Source organism: Streptomyces sp. NBC_01549 (genome assembly GCF_026339955.1).
In the GTDB taxonomy this organism is placed as follows: Bacteria; Actinomycetota; Actinomycetes; order Streptomycetales; family Streptomycetaceae; genus Streptomyces.
Map to the genome: position 1 here is coordinate 6268402 of NZ_JAPEPW010000001.1, position 20356 is coordinate 6288757.

Annotated in this window: 19 protein-coding genes; 9 read left to right on the top strand and 10 right to left on the bottom strand. The window is 72.2% G+C overall.

The features are described from left to right. Positions 1 to 61: 61 nt before the first annotated feature. Genes OG819_RS28040 through OG819_RS28050 form a run of 3 tightly spaced genes read right to left on the bottom strand, consistent with a single transcriptional unit; the run spans position 62 to position 2907 of the window. Positions 62 to 1411, bottom strand: coding sequence for an MFS transporter (locus OG819_RS28040; protein WP_266623022.1), 1350 nt, complete (start codon positions 1409 to 1411; stop codon positions 62 to 64). Positions 1412 to 1453: 42 nt separating this feature from the next. Further along, positions 1454 to 2221, bottom strand: a complete 768-nt coding sequence (locus OG819_RS28045; protein WP_266651453.1) for a glycerophosphodiester phosphodiesterase — start codon at positions 2219 to 2221, stop codon at positions 1454 to 1456. Next, positions 2218 to 2907: a YitT family protein gene (locus OG819_RS28050; RefSeq protein ID WP_266623019.1), complete on the bottom strand. Its 690-nt coding sequence runs from the start codon at positions 2905 to 2907 to the stop codon at positions 2218 to 2220. Before OG819_RS28050 ends, OG819_RS28045 begins: the two co-directional genes overlap by 4 nt. Positions 2908 to 3042: 135 nt before the next feature. On the opposite strand from OG819_RS28050, the gene OG819_RS28055 reads away from it, so the two are divergent. Next, positions 3043 to 4542, top strand: coding sequence for a PLP-dependent aminotransferase family protein (locus OG819_RS28055; protein WP_266651454.1), 1500 nt, complete (start codon positions 3043 to 3045; stop codon positions 4540 to 4542). Positions 4543 to 4679: 137 nt separating this feature from the next. Here the strand turns inward: OG819_RS28055 and OG819_RS28060 are convergent, their stop codons facing one another. Beyond that, positions 4680 to 6239: a hypothetical protein gene (locus OG819_RS28060; protein ID WP_266651455.1), complete on the bottom strand. Its 1560-nt coding sequence runs from the start codon at positions 6237 to 6239 to the stop codon at positions 4680 to 4682. Between the two features lie 37 nt (positions 6240 to 6276). Further along, positions 6277 to 6471: a hypothetical protein gene (locus tag OG819_RS28065; protein ID WP_266416551.1), complete on the bottom strand. Its 195-nt coding sequence runs from the start codon at positions 6469 to 6471 to the stop codon at positions 6277 to 6279. A 360-nt stretch (positions 6472 to 6831) separates the two neighbouring features. Here OG819_RS28065 and OG819_RS28070 point away from each other — a divergent pair, with 360 nt between their 5' ends. From OG819_RS28070 to OG819_RS28090, 5 genes are all read left to right on the top strand, one after another. Continuing rightward, a complete protein-coding gene (locus OG819_RS28070) occupies positions 6832 to 7224 on the top strand; it encodes an ankyrin repeat domain-containing protein (RefSeq protein ID WP_266416552.1) in 393 nt (130 codons plus the stop codon). A gap of 301 nt (positions 7225 to 7525) precedes the next feature. Then, complete coding sequence (locus OG819_RS28075; RefSeq protein WP_266651456.1) at positions 7526 to 8944, top strand: HEAT repeat domain-containing protein; 1419 nt, start codon at positions 7526 to 7528, stop codon at positions 8942 to 8944. A 139-nt stretch (positions 8945 to 9083) separates the two neighbouring features. Beyond that, complete coding sequence (locus tag OG819_RS28080) at positions 9084 to 10208, top strand: glycosyltransferase family 1 protein (RefSeq protein ID WP_266651457.1); 1125 nt, start codon at positions 9084 to 9086, stop codon at positions 10206 to 10208. Beyond that, positions 10205 to 11359, top strand: a complete 1155-nt coding sequence (locus OG819_RS28085; protein WP_266651458.1) for a glycosyltransferase — start codon at positions 10205 to 10207, stop codon at positions 11357 to 11359. The genes OG819_RS28080 and OG819_RS28085 overlap by 4 nt, the downstream gene beginning before the upstream one ends. After that, a complete protein-coding gene (locus tag OG819_RS28090) occupies positions 11356 to 12213 on the top strand; it encodes an SGNH/GDSL hydrolase family protein (RefSeq protein ID WP_266651459.1) in 858 nt (285 codons plus the stop codon). Before OG819_RS28085 ends, OG819_RS28090 begins: the two co-directional genes overlap by 4 nt. A gap of 27 nt (positions 12214 to 12240) precedes the next feature. Here the strand turns inward: OG819_RS28090 and OG819_RS28095 are convergent, their stop codons facing one another. Genes OG819_RS28095 through OG819_RS28115 form a run of 5 tightly spaced genes read right to left on the bottom strand, consistent with a single transcriptional unit; the run spans position 12241 to position 16719 of the window. Further along, on the bottom strand, positions 12241 to 13110 hold the full coding sequence (locus OG819_RS28095) for a biotin-dependent carboxyltransferase family protein (RefSeq protein WP_266651460.1): 870 nt from the start codon (positions 13108 to 13110) through the stop codon (positions 12241 to 12243). After that, entirely contained in the window at positions 13107 to 13751 is a 645-nt protein-coding gene (pxpB, locus tag OG819_RS28100) for a 5-oxoprolinase subunit PxpB (protein ID WP_266651461.1), read from the bottom strand. The genes OG819_RS28095 and pxpB overlap by 4 nt, the downstream gene beginning before the upstream one ends. Next, positions 13748 to 14506: a LamB/YcsF family protein gene (locus OG819_RS28105; protein ID WP_266623006.1), complete on the bottom strand. Its 759-nt coding sequence runs from the start codon at positions 14504 to 14506 to the stop codon at positions 13748 to 13750. Before OG819_RS28105 ends, pxpB begins: the two co-directional genes overlap by 4 nt. Positions 14507 to 14536: 30 nt before the next feature. Next, positions 14537 to 15322, bottom strand: a complete 786-nt coding sequence (locus OG819_RS28110) for a putative hydro-lyase (RefSeq protein WP_266634157.1) — start codon at positions 15320 to 15322, stop codon at positions 14537 to 14539. A gap of 53 nt (positions 15323 to 15375) precedes the next feature. Beyond that, positions 15376 to 16719, bottom strand: a complete 1344-nt coding sequence (locus tag OG819_RS28115) for an MFS transporter (protein WP_266651462.1) — start codon at positions 16717 to 16719, stop codon at positions 15376 to 15378. 212 nt (positions 16720 to 16931) lie between these two features. Here OG819_RS28115 and OG819_RS28120 point away from each other — a divergent pair, with 212 nt between their 5' ends. The 3 genes from OG819_RS28120 (at position 16932) to OG819_RS28130 (ending at position 20319) form a co-directional block, all read left to right on the top strand. Continuing rightward, positions 16932 to 17636: a GntR family transcriptional regulator gene (locus OG819_RS28120; RefSeq protein ID WP_266651463.1), complete on the top strand. Its 705-nt coding sequence runs from the start codon at positions 16932 to 16934 to the stop codon at positions 17634 to 17636. A 246-nt stretch (positions 17637 to 17882) separates the two neighbouring features. Beyond that, a complete protein-coding gene (locus tag OG819_RS28125) occupies positions 17883 to 19400 on the top strand; it encodes a hypothetical protein (RefSeq protein WP_266416574.1) in 1518 nt (505 codons plus the stop codon). Positions 19401 to 19437: 37 nt separating this feature from the next. After that, positions 19438 to 20319 (top strand): hypothetical protein, encoded by an 882-nt coding sequence (locus tag OG819_RS28130; RefSeq protein ID WP_266651464.1) that lies wholly within the window; start codon positions 19438 to 19440, stop codon positions 20317 to 20319. Positions 20320 to 20356: the final 37 nt, after the last annotated feature.

Sequence of the window (20356 nt, forward strand, 5' to 3'; positions counted from 1 at the left end):
GCGCAGTAACGGTACGCCTGGCAGGCCAAACGCGTACACTACCGGCCTTTGGCCTCAGGTGCTAAATCCTGTCCGGTACGGGATTTCCCGCGTCGTGCACGGCCTGCCGTACCGGAACCCTCGCGAGCAGCACGAATCCGATGACGAAGAAGGCCACAAGCGAGATGATCGCGTCCCGATAACTTCCCGTCAGCTGGTAGGTCAAACCGAACAGAAGCGGGCCGAGCCAGCTCATCCCCCGGTCGCTCATCTCGTACGCGGAGAAGTACTCGGCCTCCTTCCCGCTCGGAACCAGGTGCGAGAAGAGCGAGCGTGAGAGCGCCTGGCTGCCGCCCAGGACCAGGCCGATCCCGGCGGCCAGGACGAAGAACCAGACGGGCGCTCCCGCCGGCAGGAAGTACCCGGCGCCGAGCGTCACGGTCCAGGCGACGAGCGAGCCGAGGATCGTGCGCTTCGCGCCGTACGTCCGTGCGAGCCGTCCCATCCCCAGGGCGCCTCCGACCGCGAGCACCTGGACGAGCAGCACGGCGACGATCAGGGTCGACTGGCTCAGACCCAGCTCCTCCGATCCGTACACCGACGCCTGCGAGATGACCGTCTGGATACCGTCGTTGTAGACGAGGTAGGCCAACAGGAAGGCGAGCGTGAGTGGTTTGCCCCGCATGTCGCGAACGGTCGCCGCCAGCTGCCGCCATCCGTGCCCCGGCGCCTGCCCCGCGGATGCCGTGGGCCGGTCCCGCAGCCGCTTCAGCGGTACGAGGGTGAAGGCGCCCCACCAGATGCCCGCCGAGGCCAGACAGATCCGGACGGCCACCGACTCGGAGAGACCGAAGGAGCCGTGGGCCGAATACAGGACCAGGTTCACGACCAGCATCAGCGAGCCCGCCGCGTAGCCGAAGGCCCAGCCGCGGGACGAGACCGCGTCACGCTCCTCGGGCGGGGCGATCTGCGGCAGGTAGGAGTTGTACAGGACCATCGACACGGCCACCGAGGCATTGGCGACCACCAGCAGCAGACCGCCGAGCAGATAGCGGTCGCCGTCCAGGAAGAACATGCCCGTGGTGGCCGTGGCGCCGAGATAGGCGCAGAGCGCGAGCAGGGGCTTCTTGCGGCCGGTGCGGTCGGCGGCCGCGCCCGCCATCGGCATCACGAAGATCGACACAATGACGGACGCCGAGACCGCGTAGGCGAAGAACGAGCCGGCGCGGACCGGGATCCCCAGGGGATGGACAAAACCGTCCGCGTCCGCCGCGTGCTTGGCGACGGACGTGAGATAGGGGCCCAGGAACACGGTGAGCACGCTCGTCGAGTAGACGGAGCACGCCCAGTCGTAGAAGTACCAGCCGCGCTGCTCGCGCCGCCGTTCGGCTACCTCGTCGGCCGTCTGTGCCCGCACGGTGTCGGTGCCCACCCGTGCCCCTCGCTTCCCGCTGAACGGACCGCGCGAGAGGGCTCAGACCCAGGTGCCCCGGTCCTCCAGGACCCTGCGCAGCGTGTCGATGTGATCGGTCATGATGCCATCGACGCCCAAGTCCAGGAGCCGGTGCATCCGATCGGCTTCGTTGACCGTCCACACGTGGACCTGCAGGCCGCGCGCGTGGGCGGCGCGTACGAAGCGCCGGTCGACCACCGGCACGCCCGACTGGGACTCGGGCACCTGGGCGGCGATCGCCGAGTCACGCAGCGCGGCCGGGACGCCGTACGAGCGCAGCCGCAGCCCCACGACCCCCTTGGTGCCGTACGAGGTCGCCAGACGAGGCCCGGCCAGACGCTGGGCGCGGAAGACCCGCGCCTCGGAGAACGAGCCGACGCAGACGCGGTCCCAGGCGTCGAGGCGGCCGATGAGGTTCAGCAGGGGGTGGAGGGCGGGTTCGTCCTTGACGTCGACGTTCCAGCGGACGTCGGGGAAGGTTTCGAGGAGCTCCTCGAAGAGAGGGACCGGTTCCTTGCCCGCCACGCGCGCGTGGCTCACGTCCTCCCAGGGAAGCTCCGCGATCCGGCCCGCGCCGTCCGTCACCCGGTCCAGGGTCGCGTCGTGGAAGGCGACGAGCTTGCCGTCCGACGTCGCGTGCACATCCGTCTCGATATAGCGGTAGCCCGCCTGAACCGCGCGGCGGAACTGGACGACGGTGTTCTCCAGACCGTCCGCCGCACCGCCCCGGTGGGCGAAGGCGATCGGGCCGGGGTGGTCGAGGTACGGGTGGCGTATGCGCGGGCTCACCCTGGAAGTATCGCTCGCTCCGGTTGACCGGCGGCAACGACGGTGCTGCCGCCCGGTGCCGGGCGGACGGCGAACACGCGCAGGAAGAACTGGGCGAGCGGCCCGATCGCGACGGCGTACAGCACCGTGCCGATGCCGACCGTGCCGCCGAGCGCGAATCCGGTCGCGACGACCGCCACCTCCAGGACCGTGCGCACCAGCCGGACCGAGCGTCCCGTGCGCCGGTGCAGGCCCGTCATCAGGCCATCGCGGGGACCCGGACCGAAGCTGGCCGAGATGTAGAGGCCTGTCGCCACGCCGTTCAGCACGATGCCCGCCACGAGCAGCGGAATCCGTACGGTCAAGGTGTGGGCGTCCGGTACCAGGGCGAGGGTGCCGTCCATGGCGATGCCGACCACGAACACGTTGGAGACCGTGCCGAGGCCCGGGCGCTGGCGCAGCGGGATCCACAGGAGCAGCACCGCGGCGCCCACGAAGATCGACACCACGCCGATCGTCAGACCGGTCAGTTCGGCGAGCCCCTGGTGCAGCACGTTCCAGGGCTCCAGACCGAGGCCCGACTCCACCAACAGGGCCGAACTCGCGCCGTACAGCGCGAGGCCCACGTACAGCTGGACGAGGCGACGCGGAAGCCGCCGCCCGGATTCCTTGCGTTCCCGGTGCGGGGAGTCGGCGTGCGTGGACAAGAGGTGCCCCCTGTGGTGATGGCCCTTGATGACCTGTGATGAGCCGTGGTGGTGATGGTGGCCTGGCCCGTGACATTCTGTGGCCTGTAGGAAGGCGCCATCCAAGGCCAATCCGGGGAAGGTGGACTGGGAATCATGACGCAGTGGACTTCGGCGGTGGGTGCCGCGCAACTCGCCCGGCTGCTCAACTCTCAGCAGGAGCGTCCCGCGGGCCCCGGCAGCCGCCGTCCGCCCGCCTATCGCTCGCTCGCCGACGGCATCCGGCTGCTCGTCCTCGAAGGCCGGGTTCCGGTGGCCGCGCGGCTGCCCGCCGAGCGGGAGCTCGCGCTGTCCCTTTCCGTCAGCCGTACGACGGTCGCCGCGGCCTACGAGGCGCTGCGCGGCGAAGGGTTCCTGGAGTCCCGCAGGGGAGCGGGCAGTTGGACCGCCGTCCCCGCCGGGAACCCGCTGCCCGCGCGAGGCCTCGAACCGCTGCCCCCCGAGGCCCTCGGTTCCATGATCGACCTCGGCTGCGCTTCACTGCCCGCGCCGGAGCCCTGGCTCACCCGCGCGGTGCAGGGCGCCCTGGAGGAGCTGCCGCCGTACGCGCACACGCACGGCGACTATCCGGCGGGGCTGCCCGCGCTGCGCGCGATGATCGCCGAGGGATACACCGCGCGGGGCATTCCGACCATGCCCGAGCAGATCATGGTGACGACCGGCGCGATGGGCGCTATCGACGCCATCTGCCATCTCTTCGCCGGGCGCGGCGAACGCATTGCCGTCGAGTCCCCCTCCTACGCCAACATCCTCCAGCTGATGAGGGAGGCGGGCGCCCGGCTCGTCCCCGTCGCCATGGCCGAGGGGCTCGCGGGGTGGGACGTGGAACATTGGCGCCAGGTCCTGCGGGACGCCGCGCCCCGGCTCGCGTACGTCGTCGCCGACTTCCACAACCCGACGGGAGCCCTCGCGGACGAGGACCAGCGCCGCCGTCTGGTGGACGCTGCGAGGTCGGCGGGGACCGTACTGGTGGTCGACGAAACGATGAGCGAGCTGTATTTGGAGGAGGGGCTGTCGATGCCCCGCCCCGTCTGCGGCTTCGACCCCTCAGGGTCCACGGTCATCACCGTGGGGTCGGCCAGCAAGGCGTTCTGGGCGGGGATGCGGATCGGGTGGGTCCGTGCGGCCCCCGATGTCATCCGCAGTCTCGTCGCCGCGCGCGCGTACGCCGATCTCGGAACGCCCGTGCTGGAGCAGCTGGCCGTGAACTGGCTGTTCAGCACCGGGGGGTGGGAGCAGGCCCTGGAGATCCGGCGTGCGCAGGCCCGGGAGAACCGGGACGCGCTCGTCGCCGCCGTGCGCCGGGAGCTGCCCGACTGGGAGTTCACCGTTCCGCACGGCGGGCTGACGCTGTGGGTGCGCACCGGCGGGCTGTCCGGCTCGCGGATCGCCGAGGCGGGCGAACGGGTGGGGGTCCGGGTGCCCTCCGGGCCGCGGTTCGGGGTGGACGGTGCCTTCGAAGGGTATGTGCGGCTGCCGTTCACCGTGGGGGGTGCGGTGGCCGAGGAGGCGGCGGCCCGGTTGGCCGCGGCGGCCCGCCTGGTGGAAACGGGCGCGACCGGCGGCAACGAAGCTCCCCGCACGTTCGTGGCCTAGTAGCCAACCGGACCCCGGGTGGGTTCGTCGGCTGCGGGCCGGTGGGGGCTGGGGGCGCAGCCCCCACCCAGGGGCGCGGGGAACTGCGCGACCAGCCCCACTCACCCGCAGCCGAACTCCACAACCAGGGAACCCGCTCAGCCCTCCGCGACCGCGGCCTCCGCGGGGACCGGGTTCGCCTCTGCCGGAGTCGTACGTTCCGGCAGCAGGTCGAGGACGGCGCGTCGATGGGTCTCGCTGGTGGCGTCGTCATAGGGGTCGGGCGTGGCCGGAACCTGAAGGCGCAGGACGGGACCGGCGCCCAACCGGGCGTACCCGCGGCCGGGCGGCACATCCCGGGTGGGAGTGGTGTGCGGAGGCGCGCCAAGGACGGCCTCCAGCTGGACCGGAGACGCCGTACCGAGGACCACGCGCGCGCGAGTGTGCTGGTGCACGGCCTCGCTGAGCGCCTCGAGATCCTCGAACTGCTCGGCGATGACGACGGTGACGCCCGCCGCGCGCCCGTGCCGGAGCGGGACCTGAAGGAGTGCCTGGGGATCGTTGCGGCCGTCGGCGGCGGCGAAGTGTCCGAGCGCGCTCGGCCGGTCGAGCAGGATCCACAGGGGGTTCTTGGTGTCGTCGGGGGCGGGGTGCCCCGCCTGCCGCGCACGGTTGGCGGAGATCAGCCGCCGCTCCGTCTCGTGCGCGGCCCACTCCAGACTCGCGAGCGCCCCCGCGAGGCCGGACTCGACGGCGAGGACACCGTCCCGTCCGGTCAGGCACGCGTACTCGCCGGTGCCGCCGCCCTCGACGATGACGACATCGCCGTACTGAAGGGCCTGGAGGGCGATGGAGCGCACGAGTGTGGTCGTGCCGCTGCCCGGATCGCCGGCGATCAGCAGGTGCGGCTCGGTCGAGCGGATGCCGGTGCGCCACACGACCGGGGGAACGTCGCGCTGTTCCTCACCGTAGGTGAGGGGGAGGGTGCGCTGGACGTCGGCCGGGTCGGTGAAGCCCAGGACCGTCTCGCCGGGGGAGGTGACGAAACGCTGGGCGGCGATGTCGGTGGGGAGCGACGGCAGGACGGTGACGGTGAGTTCGTTGCCCTCCTCGTCCCAGTCGAAGTGGTACTCGCGACCGCGGCCCGACTTGGCGTGCAGGAGCTGCTCGATCCGGGCCCGGGACTCCGCCTCGCCGTCCGTGAAGTACGCCGGGTAGCGGACGAGCAGACGTGACACGCGCCCGTCGTCGTCGAAGTCGTGTGTGGGGAAGGCCTTCTCCCAGTCGCCGCCGTGGGCGTAGAGGGGGGACGGGTCCTCGGCCGTGGAGAAGTACGGGACGAGGGCCTCGTACAACGACTGGAGTCGTTGGATCTGCGCCTCGTCGGGGCCCGTGGGCTCCGGTGAGACGGGCTGGCGGCCGGTCCACGCTGCCGCCGCCATCAGAGTGATGGCGGCGAGCAGCGGTCCGTACGGAACCAGCGCCACGACCAGGATCACCGAGGCCACCAGGAACAGCAGCGGCCCGCGCCGGTCCTTGGGGGTGGCCGCCCACTTGCGCCCGCCGGAGGCTGCCAGCCGGCGCAGTCCACGAGTGATCGTGATCAGTGGATGGAGGACGTCGGTGGCGCTGTCGGCTGCCGTTCGGGCCAGCTCCCGGCTTCGGGCGATCTGCGCGCTGCCGTTGCTGAGGATGCGGGGGAGAGGGCGCCGGGCCACTGCTGTCTCCTGAAGGTGCGTGCGATGGGCAGGGATGTCAGAACTTGATCCCGCCGAGGAGGCTCGCCAGGCTCTCCCCGCCCGCCTTGATGCTCGGCGCGATGGCCGTGCTGGCGAGGTAGAAGCCGAAGAGCGAGGACACACAGGCGTGCGACGCCTTGAGTCCGTCCTTGCGGAAGAAGAGGAAGACGATGATGCCGAGCAGGACGACGCCTGAGATGGACAGAATCATTTGTGCTCTCCTGGTTCGTGGGGACAGTCACCATGAGTACTTCCAGGATCACAGGATGTATCCATACGATAAAAGGTGCAACAGGGTGAATTTCGGCTGATTTCATCCAGTCGGCGGAGTCATTCAGGGCCCCCTGGGCAGGTCTGTTGCCTCCTGTCGCCTCTTGTGAGGCTTGTGGTGATCTTTGCCTCGACCGACGCCGGTGATGTGCCGTCGGAGCCAGTACGCTGGCGAATCACCCGTACGGCCGCACTCATCGCTGTCGCACGGACCTGCGCATGACAGTCCGCCCGCTGTCGTACGCTCCCGCAGTCCCGCATGACGTAGTTGTCGTTGTCCTTGTGAGAGGTGGTCCGGCCGATGAGTGAAGCCCCCGACCCCGAAGTCGTGGAGCTGGCGACCAAGATCTTCGATCTGGCGCGCCGAGGGGAGGCCGAGGCGCTCGTGGCGTACGTCGACGCGGGTGTTCCCGCCAACCTCACCAACGACCGCGGTGACTCGCTGCTGATGCTCGCCGCCTACCACGGCCACGCCGAGGCGGTGCGCGCCCTGCTGGAGCGCGGTGCCGAGGCCGACCGCATCAACGACCGCGGCCAGACGCCCCTCGCGGGGGCCGTCTTCAAGGGCGAGGAGGCGGTCATTCGCGCGCTCCTGGACGGCGGCGCGGACCCGGCCGCGGGTACGCCCTCGGCCGTCGACACCGCCAGGATGTTCGGCAAGACGGAACTTCTCGAATTGTTCGGCGCGCACTGATTCGAACACGCTGACCAGGCACAACACCGAAAACGGGGGAGGCGGTACGGGGCCGCCGGAAATACGGTCGCGGCAGGAAGAACTGCCGAGTCATCATGACGTCGTGATTCACGGACGCGATGGCTGGGCAGATGTTGCCGCACCGCGCGGGCCGTGACGCGGCCCGTACGGGCCCACCAACGAGAGGCAGAGGAAGATGGTCTACAGCAAGCAAGAAACGGCGGGCGCTCCGACGTGTTGTCACGCGGCCAGGTAATGCAGGATCCCGGTTGCGTCGACGCTTGATGTGAGGCTGTTTCCCATGTTCGATCCGGTCATAGCGCCCAGCGGAACGCTGCTCGGCCTGCTCCAGAGGGGCCGCGGCGACGGCACGCTGCACGCGCTCACCGCACCGCGGGCCGAGGCGCTCGCGGCACTGAACCACTGTGTGCTGAGTGATCCCCGCCACGACTGGCAGGTGGAGAACCGCTCCCTGTACTACGCCCGTCTCTATCTCGATCTGAGCGGTGAGCTCGACGAGATCGAGCGGCATCTGTTCGACATCGAGGACGTCCTCGACGACTGCGAGTCACGCACGGGGCTCGCCCTCGCGGTCCTCGGCCACCTCGCCTCGTACGGCAGGCGGGACGCCCTGGAACTGCTGCGCAGGTACGCCGCCTCGGGCACCAACTGGGCCTGGGCCCTGGACGAGCTGGCCCTGCGTGACGACGACGCGGGGCTGCGCGCCCTCGCCGCGCCCGTTCTCGCCCGTTTCCCGGCCGATCCGGAGGGCGAGGCCGCGCTCGCCGCCCAGGTGCGCGACGCGTTCGAGCCCCGGCCCTGGCGGCTGTGGGCGGACGACCCGCGCCAATCCATCGCCGCCCGTGTGCGGGCCGCCCAGGAACAGGGCTCCTTCGACCGATGGCAGCGGCAACTGCGCCCCACCGGACCACGTCCGGGATGGAGCGTGCGGGCCGTGTTCGAGTGGGCCCAGCAGGGCCTCGATCGCGGAGCCGCACTCCATGTGCCGGCCGCGCGCTGCCTCACGGCCGTCGCGGGCCCCGAGGACCGGCCCGAGATTCTCGAGGCCGCCCGGGACGGCGGCGACGGAGCCCGCTGCACCGCCTTGCGCTACCTCGCCGAGAGTAACGATCCGGACGCTCTCGATCTGATCGAGGCCGCCGCGACCGGCGGCACGGCGACCGTCGGGGAGGCCGCCGTCGACGCGTTCGAACGCATGCGCAGTGTCGCCGCCGTCGACCGGGCCCGACGGTGGGCCGAGCGACCCGACGCCCTGGGCGCCGCCGCGGGACGGCTGCTCGCCTGCAGGGGCGGCACCAAGGACAGCGAACTCGTGCTGGGCGCCCTGCGTGAGGCCGTACGCGGCGAAGGCCCTGACGCACCCACGCTGTGGACCCTCGTCGACGGAGCCGGACGCCTCGGCATCGTCTGCGCCGCACCCGTGCTGCGCCATGTCTACCGGGAGACGGCGTCGTCCCATCTGCGCGGGCGAGCCGCCCGAGCCCTCGCCGCCACCGACCCGTCCTTCCCCGCCGGCTTCGCCGTCGAGTGCCTGTGGGACTGCGAGGAGTCGACCCGCGAGGTGGCCGCACGACATGCCGAAACCGGTGACGCGCGCGTGGTCGATCAGCTGCGGCGGCTGGCGTCGGATCCGGCCGAGGAAGCGGAAGTACAGACAGCCGTACGCAGCCGGATCGGGCCCGACGCACCCGCGGTGTGAACACGAAGTGACCCGCGGGTCAGGAGGGCGTGGCCGCGGGCCGACCTGGAAAAGCGTGCAGTACAACGCTCACGGGGCGTTCCTCGGCAGGAAAGATCCACGTTGACGCGGCCACGTCCAGCACGGCGACAACACGGGTATGCGTGTCGTCATCGTGACCGAATCCTTTCCCCCCGATGTGAACGGCGTGGCTCACTGCGCGCTCCAGACCGCCCGGCACCTCGTCGATCGCGGTCACGCTCCCCTCGTCGTCGCCCCGGCCACGGCGGCCGGGCACGGGCCCGACGCCCTCGCGCCGTGCCCCGTCGTCCGTGTCCCCTCCCTACCGCTCCCCGGCTACCCCCAGGTCCGCGTCGCCCTCCCCAGCCGACGCGTCGCCGCCGCGATCACCGAACACCGCGCCGACATCGTCCACCTGGCCAGCCCCTTCATCCTCGGCGTCCGCGGCATGGCGGCCGCCGCCCGGCTCGGCGTCCCCGCCGTCGCCGTCTACCAGACCGACCTCGCCGGATACGCCCGTACGTACGTGGGCGCGGGCGAGGCCACGGCCTGGCGGCGGATACGTTCCGTCCACGCCGCCGCCGACCGGACGCTCGCCCCGTCCAGCGCGGCCCTGCACGACCTGGAGGCACACGGTGTGCCCCGGGTGCGGCTGTGGCCGCGCGGCGTGGACACCGTCCGCTTCCGCCCCGAACACCGGGACGAGGCCCTCCGGCGCGAACTGGCGCCGAACGGCGAGCTGATCGTCGGCTACGTCGGCCGGCTCGCCCCCGAGAAGCAGGTCGAACTGCTCGCCGGAGCCTGCGGCCTGGAAGGCGTACGCGTCGTGATCGTGGGCGACGGGCCCAGCGAGACGACCCTGCGCGAGGCGCTCCCCGGCGCCGTCTTCCTCGGGCGCCGCACCGGCGACGAACTCGCCCGCATCTTCGCCTCCCTGGACGTCTTCGCGCACACCGGCCCCTTCGAGACCTTCTGCCAGACCGTGCAGGAGGCCATGGCCAGCGGCGTACCGGTCGTCGCGCCCGCCGCGGGCGGACCGCTGGACCTGGTCGCACACGGCCGTACGGGGCTGCTGGTGCCGCCCCGGGACGGGGCCGCCGTACGCGACGCGGTGTGGGCGCTCGCCGTCGATCCCACCCTCAGGGCCGCCTACGGAACCGCCGGGCGGGCCACCGTCGAGGGCCGCACCTGGGCGGCGGTCGGCGACCAGCTCATCGACCACTACGCCGACGTGCTCTCGGCGCGGACGGTGGTGGCGGCATGAGCCTGCGCATCGTACGGCTGGCCAACTTCGTGGCCCCCGCGTCGGGCGGTCTGCGCACCGCCCTGCGGGAACTCGGCAGCGGCTACCTGGCCGCCGGACACGAGCCCGTGCTCGTCGTCCCGGGCGAGCGTGCCACCGACCGCGAGACCGAGCAGGGGCGGGTCATCACGCTGCCCGGGCCGCTGCTGCCCGGCACCGGCGGCTATCGCGTGCTCACGGACAAGCGGCGGGTCGCCCGCCTCCTGGAGTCGCTCGCGCCCGACCGTCTCGAAGTCTCCGACCGGACCACCCTGCGGTGGACCGGGGTGTGGGCGCGGCGCGCCCGGGTGCCCGCGGTCATGGTCTCCCACGAGACCGCCGACGGGGTCCTGCGCACCTGGGGGCTTTCCGAGGGGATGGCTCGCAGGGCCGCGGACGCCCTCAACACCCGTACGGCACACACCTACGCGCGGGTCGTGTGCACCACGGAGTTCGCGGAGCGCGAGTTCGTCCGCATCGGGGCCCGCAATGTCGTACGGGCCCCGCTGGGCGTCGACCTGGTCGGCCGGCACCCCGGGCTGCGCGACCCCGGGGTGCGCGAGCGGTACGCGCGCGGGGACGAGGTGCTGCTCGTGATGTGCTCCCGGCTGTCCGTCGAGAAGCGGCCCGGTACGGCGCTCGACGCGCTGGAGGCGCTGCTGCGGCGTGGCGAGCGTGCCGTGCTCGTCGTCGCCGGGGACGGGCCGCTGCGGGCCCGGCTCCAACAGCGGGCCCGGGAACGGCGGCTGCCCGTCACCTTCCTCGGGCATGTCGCCGACCGCGCGCTGCTCGGCGCGCTGCAGGCCTCCGCCGACGTGTGCCTGGCACCGGGGCCCGCCGAGACGTTCGGGCTGGCCGCCCTGGAGGCGATGGCGTGCGGAACACCCGTGGTGGCCAGCGCGGTGTCCGCGCTGCCGGAGGTGGTCGGGTCCGCCGGAGCCACCGCCGCGGACAGCGGGGACTCCTTCGCGGACGCCGTACGACTGCTCCTGGGGCGCCCCGAGGACGCGCGCAGGGAAGCCGCACGCGCGCGTGCGGAGTGTTTCGGCTGGGGCACCGCCGTGGAGGCGTTCCTCGCCGCACACGACGCGGTGGTCGAGACCCGGCCCCGCCTCCAGGAGGGCGTCGGATGAGACCCCTTCGGTTCGTCGCCCTCGGGGACTCGCTCACCGAGGGCGTGGGCGACCCTGTGGGCGAGGCCTGGCGTGGCTGGGCCGCCCTGCTCGTGGCCGGGCTGTCCGACGGCCCGGACAGGTCCGTGGAGTTCACCAACCTCGCGGTGAGCGGGGCCCAGACGCGCGACGTCCTGGAACGGCAGACCCCGGCGGCGCTCGCCCTGCGTCCGGACGTGGTGTCCGTCGTGATCGGTGTGAACGACACCCTTCGCTGCTCCTTCGACATCCACGCCGTGGCCGCGCGGCTCGACCGGGTGTACGCGGCGCTGCGGGCCCAGGACGCCGTCCTGCTGACCGCCTGCCTGCCGGATCCCGGTGCGATGCTCGGGCTGCCGGGGGCGCTGGCCAGGCCCCTGGCCCGGCGGCAGCGGGCCGTCAACACGGTCGTGCACGCCCTGTCCGAGCGCCATGGAGCCGTGCATCTGCACGCGGCGGAGGGCGCCTGGCTGACGGACCGTGCGATGTGGAGCGCGGACCGGCTGCACCCCGGGGAGCGGGGACACCGACAACTCGCCTTGCGTTTCCACGCGTTGCTCGAACAGGAGGGCATCGCCACGGGGAACGCCCCCTCGGCCGAGCCCGAGTTCCGCGCGCCCACCCGGTCGGCCAGTCTGTGGTGGCTGGCCACCGCGGGGACGGGGTGGGTGGCCCGGCGGTGCACCGATCTGCTGCCCCAACTGCTCACCCTGGCCGCCGCCGAGGTGCGCCACCGGGTGCGCGGCACCAGCGCCCGGCTCGACCTCAGCGCCTCGCGCGCCGTGGCGTCCGCGCTGGCCGCCCTGTCGGTGGCGGAGCGGCCGGACGCGGCATGACGGTTCGAGGCGCCGGGCCGGAGCCCGTCAGCGGCGGCGTACGACCATGAAGCGCACCGGCGTGCCCGGGACCGCCTGGGCGGCCGCGGGGAGGTCGGCGCCACGGACCACCGCGATCACCGGATACCCCCCGGTGGTCGGATGGTCGGCGAGGAAGACGACCGGTCTGCCGTCGGGCGGTACCTGCACGGCACCCAGCACCATGCCCTCACTGGGGAGCTCGCCGGAAACGGCCCTCTCCAGTGAGGGTCCTTCCGTACGCAGCCCTATGCGGTTGCTCGCGGAGGACACCCGGTAGGCGCCCGTCGCCAGGGTCCGCAGCGCCGAGGCCGTGAACCAGTCGTCGCGCGGGCCCGGTGTCACCCGCAGGACCAGCTCCGACGGCGGCCCCGGATGCGGAACCACGTCCACGCGCGCGTGGACACCGTCGGGTCGCCCCAGAGGCAGCACCGTGCCGTCCGTGAGCGGCGGCGGACCGAGCCCCGAGAGGAGGTCCGTGGAGCGGCTGCCGAGGACCGGATCCACGGCCACTCCGCCGGCGACGGCCACGTAAGCGCGTACCCCCGCGCGGGCCGGGCCGATGTCCAGCAACGCTCCGGCGGGGACGCGCACGGGCGCTCCCCAGGGCGCCGGACGGCTGTCCACCGTGACCGGGCAGGGCGCGCCGGTGACGGCCACGACGACCGCCGAACGGGGGCGCAGGGCGCATCCGTTGAGCGTCGTCTCCAGGACGGCCGCCTCCACCGGGTTGCCGACGAGCCGGTTGCCCAGCGCCGCGGCGGGCGCGTCCAGCGCGCCGGAGCGGGGTACGCCGAGGTGGGCGTGGCCTGGGCGGCCCCGGTCCTGGACGGTGGTCAGGGCCCCGGCGCGCACGACGGCGAGGGCCCGGTCGGTCATGAGCACCCCACCGGTACGAACCGGACGCGCGTCCCCGGGGCGAGCAGCGCGGCCGGCACGCGCGCGTGGTCCCACAGCACCGCGTCCGTCGTGCCGATCAGCTGCCAGCCGCCCGGCGAGGAGCGTGGGTACACGCCCGTGTACGGGCCCGCGAGCGCCACGGAACCCGCCGGAACCGCCGTCCGCGGAGTCGCCCGGCGTGGCACGTCGAACCGGGTCGGCAGCCCTGTGAGATAGCCGAATCCGGGCGCGAACCCGCAGAAGGCGACACGGAACTCGGCCGCCGCGTGGATCGCGGGCACCTCGTGCTCGGGGACTCCCCACAGAGCCGCGACATCCGCCAGATCGGGACCGTCGTACCGTACGGGGATCTCGACCGCCTCCTCCGCTCGCGCGGCGTGCGGCGGGATCTCCCACCGGGGGAGCTGCTCCGCCAGCCGCAGGGGGTCGTCCAGACCGTCCAGGAGGACCGTGCGGGCCGCGGGGACGATCTCCGCGACCGAGAGCGAGCCCTCGGCGCGGCGGCGCAGCAGTTCGGCGTGCAGGGCCTGGGCCGCGGCGCCCGAGGAGACCTCGACGAGCAGGGCGTGGTCACCGACCGGCAGCGCCCTTGTGCCGCCGGCGCCCGGAACAGCGGTCATGCGAAGGCCTGCACGTGGACGCCCGAGGACTCCAGTCGCGTGCGGACCAGACGTGCCAGGTCCACCGCGCCCGGGGTGTCGCCGTGCAGGCACAAGGAGCGGGCGCGGACCGGGATGCGCGTCCCGGAGCGGGAGGTGACCATGCCGAAGCGGGCCAGGCCCAGCGAGCGTTCGACGACCGTCTCGGCCTCCGTGATCACCGCGTCGGCCTGGGTGCGGGGCACCAGGGTGCCCTGCTCGGTGTAGGCGCGGTCCGCGAACGCCTCCGTGGCGGTGGGCAGTCCGGCCTGTTCGGCCAGCTTCAGGAGCTGGGAGGACGGGAGGCCGAGGACGGGCAGGGCGCCGTCCGCGAGCAGCACGCCCTCGACGACCGCCGCGGCCTGCTCCTCGTCGTGCACGACGCGGTTGTAGAGCGCGCCGTGCGGTTTCACGTACGACACGCACGACCCGGCCGCGCGTGCGAAGACCTCCAAGGCGCCGATCTGGTAGGCGACTTCGGCCGCGAGCTCGTCGGGCGGCACGTCCATGGCGCGCCGCCCGAAGCCCGCCAGGTCGCGGTAGGAGACCTGAGCGCCGATCCGTACGCCCCGCTCTGCCGCCAGCTCGCACACCCGCCGCATGGTGGCCGCGTCCCCGGCGTGGAAGCCGCAGGCCACATTGGCGCTGGTGACGACGGACAGCAGCTGTTCGTCGTCGGTCAGCCGCCAGCGGCCGAAGCCCTCACCGAGGTCGGCGTTCAGGTCGATCGGGGTCATGAGGTGCAGTCTCTCCTTCGTAGGTCGTTCTCAGGCCACGCGGTACTGCTCGTCGCGGGCGTCGGTGAGGAACATCCGGCCCGGTGCGTGGGTGATCGCGAAGGGCGGGCGGGACGCCATCACGGCCGCCTGGGGTGTCACCCCGCAGGCCCAGAACACTGGGATGTCGTCCGGCTCCGCGTCCACCGCGTCGCCGAAGTCGGGCCGTGAGAGATCTTCGATGCCCAGCCCCGACGGCTCGCCGCAGTGCACCGGGCTGCCGTGCACGGCGGGCATGAGACTGCTCTCCCTGATCGCCGTGGACAGGTGCTCGGGCGGGATCGGGCGCATCGACACCACCACGGGGCCGTGCAGCCGCCCCGCCGGACGGCACTGCCGCCCGGTCACGTACATGGAGACGTTGCGGCCCTGCTCGATGTGGCGCATCGGAACGCCCGCCTCGGTCAGCACCCACTCGAAGGTGAAGCTGCAACCGATGAGGAAGGAGACCAGGTCGTCGCGCCAGCGGTCGACCACGTCCGTGGGCTCGTCGACCAGCTCGCCGTGCTCCCACACCCGGTAGCGCGGCAGATCCGTGCGCAGGTCCGCGCCCACGGCGAGCGGGGTGGTCCAGGAACCGGCGTCGGTGACGTCGAGGACCGGACAGGGCCCCGGGTTGCGCTGGCAGAACAGCAGCATGTCGTACGCCCAGTCGGCGGGCAGCGAGATCAGGTTGGCCTGGGTGTACCCGGCGGCGACCCCGGCCGTCGGGCCCGACACGCCCGAACGGAACCGGGCGCGCGCGATTTCGGGGGTCCACGCGTGCTTGTCGAGCACGCTCGACGTGCGGTGTCGGCGAAGCCTCGACGGCTTCTCCTGGACGGTGTGGTTCACAGGAGTTCCTTCCCACTGGTCTCGGGGAGTCCGATCAGTGCCAGGGCGGCGAGGGCGTAGCCGATCGCGCCGAAGACCAGGGCGCCGCCGACACCCCAGCTGTCGGCCAGGAAGCCGACGGTGGTGGGGAAGGCGGCGCCGACGGCGCGCCCGGTGTTGTAGGTGAAGCCCTGCCCCGTGCCGCGCACCGCCGACGGGTACAGCTCGCTGAGGAACGAGCCGAAACCGCTGAAGATCGCCGACATACAGAAGCCGAGGGGGAAACCGAGCACGAGGAGAAGCGTGTTGGCGCCGCTCGGGATGTTGGCGTACGTGAGGATGCAGGCCGCGGAGAGGATCGCGAAGAGCAGGATGTTCCGCTTGCGGCCCAGTTTGTCGGTGAGATAGCCGCCGGTGAGGTAGCCGATGAAGGCCCCCGAGATCAGGAACGTGAGGTAGCCGCCGGTGCCGACGACGGACAGGCCGCGCTCCGTCTTCAGATACGTGGGCACCCAGGTGGCCAGCGTGTAGTAGCCGCCCTGGACGCCGGTGGAGAGCAGGACCGCGAAGAAGGTGGTGCGCAGCAGACCGGGGCCGTCGGCCGAGGCGGGCTTGAAGATCGCGCCGAACGAGCCCTTCTCGGCGCTCTTCTCCCGCACGGCGGCCGCCTCCGGGGCGTCCTGCACCCGGCGCCGCACCCAGACGACGAGCAGTGCGGGCAGCGCGCCGGTCCAGAACATCACGCGCCAGGCGAGGTCGTCGCCGAGGAACTGGAAGACCAGCGTGTAGACGATCACCGCCAGTCCCCAGCCGACAGCCCAGGAGCTCTGGACCGCGCCGAGTGTGCGTCCCCGGTGCCTGGCGGTCGAGTACTCCGCTACCAGGATCGCGCCGACCGCCCACTCACCGCCGAATCCAAGGCCCTGAAGGGCACGGAAAACCAGCAGCGTCTCGTAGTTGGGGGCGAAACCGCAGGCCACCGTGAACACCGCGTAGGTGATCACGGTGATCATCAGAGCCTTGACGCGTCCGATCCGGTCCGCGATCACACCCGCGATCGCGCCGCCGACCGCCGAGACGACCAGGGTGACGGTGGTGAACAGACCGGTCTGGCCGCTGTCCAGGCCGAAGTACGCCGCCAGCGCGACCATGCTCAGCGGCAGCGTGAAGTAGTCGTACGAGTCCAGGGCATAGCCGCCGAACGCGCCGGCGAAGGCCCGACGGCCGCGCGGACCGAGTGCCCGCAGCCAGGCGAACGGGCCTTCCTGGACAGTGAGTTCGGCCGTGCCGGGCCGGGGGTCGGCAGTCAGGGCCTGGGATGGAGGGGGCGTGCCGGGGGTCGTGCCGGGGGTCGTGCTCATGGGCACCTCGCAGTGAGGGACGGAGAGTGCTTGAGGACTGAGCCGTGCCGAGCGGTCGTGCCGTGCTGTGCCGGGCCGGGCCGTGGCGTGGCTGTGCCGTGCCTTGCCGGGCGGTCGTGCGATGGGCGCCTGACCGACAAGGTAGAGGATCGTTGAACGATCCCTCAATACCCGTGTTGTTTCGTTCTTATTTCTGCGATTGAATTCCGGGCATGGCAGAGCTGACGGAACTGGCCGACGATCGCGCCCTGCTGGGCCGCACCAGCACCGCCGAGCGGGTCTCGGACATCCTCAGGAGCCGTATCGCCGAGGGGTACTTCCCGCCCGGGACACGGCTGTCCGAGGACAGCATCGGCGGGGCGCTCGGCGTCTCCCGCAACACGCTGCGCGAGGCGTTCCGGCTGCTCACGCACGAACGACTCCTTGTGCACGAGCTCAACCGCGGTGTCTTCGTACGGGTGCTGACCATCGAGGACGTCGAGGACATCTACCGCACCCGCACCCTCGTCGAGTGCGCAGTGGTCCGCGGCCTCGGCAAGCCGCCCTACGCCGTGGACGACCTCGCCCAGGCCGTCGCGGACGGGCAGCGGGCGGCGCGCGAAGGTGACTGGAAAGGTGTCAGTACGGCCAACATCCACTTCCATCGGGAGCTGGTGGCGCTCGCCGGAAGCGACCGCACCGACGAGCTGATGCGCAGCGTCTTCGCCGAACTGCGCCTCGCCTTCCACGTGGTGGCCGATCCGCGGCGGCTCCACGAGCCGTACCTCGCGCGCAACCATGAGATCCTCAAGACGCTCCAGGCGGGCGACCGCGACGGGGCCGAGCAGCTGCTCGCGGTCTATCTCCACGACTCCCTCACCGGGGTCGTGGAGGCGTACGCGCGGCGGGTCGCCGACGGGGCGCAGGGGATCGGCTGAGCCGGGTCATGACTCTCGAGGACGGCCGCGGCGGCGGTTCGCTCCGTCGCTCTGGCGAGGCGGCGAGCGCGAGGCGCTGTGCGGGGTCGGCGTGACCCGCTGCGTGGAGCTGGTCTGACGCGCTGCCTGGGGTCGGTGTGACGCGCTGCCTGGGGTCGGTGTGACGGGCTGCGTGGTGTCGGTGTGACGGCGGTCGCTTCTGCGTCGTTTCGACCGTTGTCAGACCGAGGACCTAGTCTGTGCACCGTGACTTCGCCTGCATCGACGGACAGCGCTCCGCCCCAGCTCAGCGCGGGGCCGCGCCCCGCACCGGGCCCGGCCGCCGACGAGGGCCTGGCGCGGCGGCTGCGCGCGCTCGCCTGCACCGCGCCGCTGCACGACCTCGACGTGCGCAAGGCGAATCTCGCGGGCGAGTACACGGTCTACGGGATGGCCGAGGTGGCCCTCGCCGCCATCGACCTCGTCACACTGAACATGGACTTCGACACGGGCGCCGACCACGACCAGATAGTGGCCCGGCTCATCCCGCGCATCGCCGCGCAGGCCCCGCAGCGCCCCGTCGCCGAGCACGAGCGCGTCGCCAAGTGGGTCCTGGAGAACCTGATCAACGTCGGCAGCGTCGACCGCGGCTTCCGCGCCGTATATGGCACCTTCGCTCCCGACGGCTCCTATGTGCGTCGCGACTACGACTTCAAGCTGATCGAGGAGGTGCCCGGGTACGGGGGGACCGTCTACCTCCGTACGACGGACGAGGCGGTCAACGTCCTCGTCGGCGCCCTCGACACCGACGTCACCAGTGCCCAGATCGCCGCCGAGGTCAAGCTCGAGGTGCTGATCAGCCGCGGTCGCCTCGCCGACGCCCAGCTCGCCGCCGAGCAGGCCCGGTACCGGACCGTGCAGTACTCGGAGACGCTCCGCAGGGCGCTCGACGCGACCCGGCGCAATGTGCGGGCCGTCGACTGGCTCCAGGCCGTGCCCGACATGATCGCCGAGGCGCTCGACCACGTCGCCGACCGCTACCGCCACGAGAACGCGATCCTCACCAACATCCGCAAGGCCCGCGACGAGTCCGAGGACCCCGAGCAGAAGCGCCGCGCCGCCGAGCTCGTCGACATCGTCAAGGACTGCATCCGCCGGCACACGCAGTTGCAGTCCCGGCTCCTGGAGGCCGGGCCCCTGTTCCGCGCCGAGCAGGACCGGCAGGCCTTCGCCACACCCATGACGACCTCGGGGATCGACCTCTACGGCCACCTCGTCGCGCCCGTGCTGCCGCTGCCGGTCGCACAGGCGCGGCGCGTGACGGACGCGTTCTTCGCGCGCGGGACGGGTCTGCGTACGCCGGGGGCCGTACGGGTGGGGGACCTCGTCGAGCTCCTGCTGACACCGCCCCTGGAGCGGGAGCACCTCGGGGCGGAGATGCCCGAGCCGGACCTGATCGCCACGCCGGACGACAGCCGGTTCAGCGAGGAGCAGCTCGCTTCCGCGATGGAACTGCTCGATCTGCCCGCCGACGCGCCGCGGCGACTGTCGGGGCTCCTTGCCGAGGCGCGCCGCCGGGATCCCGAACTCCCCTACCTGGTCGCCCTGTTGGCGGTTCACGCGGCCAGCCCGCCGGTTGGAACCGCCTATCGGCAGGGTGAGGAGAAGCTGCTGTTCGCCGTGGACGACGGGGTCGAGCTCGATGACCCCGAGTTCGGAGGGGCCGATCTGATAGTGGGGATGGCTTTGCTGGACGCGGCGGGGATGGCGGCGGATCGGTCGTGAACCCCAGCCTCGTAACTCTGTACAAGGAGCCTCTGTCGTGACCGAGCAGCATGTCGAGTGGAGTGAGCCGGATGTCGTCGCCGCGCCGGCGAACGCTCCTGTCACCCCCGCCGACGCGGCCGACGCGGCGCGGCTCGTCGCCTTCGGGCTGCAGCCCAAACTGCAGCCGGCACGGGACCAGGAGTACGCGGAGCTGTTGCGGCGCTACCGGGAGGACCCGCCGTTCGCCCGGCTCGCCGACGCCGTGGCCGCCGGGCTCGGCCTGGTCGTGCTGGAGGTGTCCCCGCGCGCGGGCATGGCGGTGACGGCCGCCGAGGACTCGGTCTTCGCCGTCCGGATGGGCGACTACGCCCGTCGCACCTCGGCCGACTCCGCGGACCGCTTCCTGCACGGCCTCGCCCACCTCTCCGTCGCCGCGATGGCCTTCCCGCGCCCGGAGGACCTCGCGGACGACGGATATATCGGGCGCGTCTCGGTCAACGGCGTCGACGCGTTCGTACGACAGGCCTGCCGCCGTCTGGAGGAGCGGGCCGAGGAGCAGGGCGAGAACACCGACCCGGCGACCGAGGCGCCCGGCCTGGAAGCGGCCTGGCGGATCTGGGCGCGGCGCAGCTCCACCGGCGCCACCAAGGACGCGCGCAGACTGGCCGGTTCGACCACCGGCATCGTCGGCAAGGCCGTCGCCTTCCTCACCGACTCCGGATTCCTCCAGCGGACCGGGGACGACTCCGGGGGGACCTACCGGACGACGGCCCGCTACCAGCTCCAGGTGCGGGACATGGCGGGCAGCGCCGCGATGGCAGAGCTCCTCGAGCTGGGCGTCGTCCCGGTGACCGACGGCACCCCGACGCTGCTGCCCGCCGAGCGCACCGACGACCTGGAGCTGGTGGCCGACGCCGGGCTGCCGTTCCACTCCTGAACCCACCTACGTACACCTACGTATCCCACGCACGTAA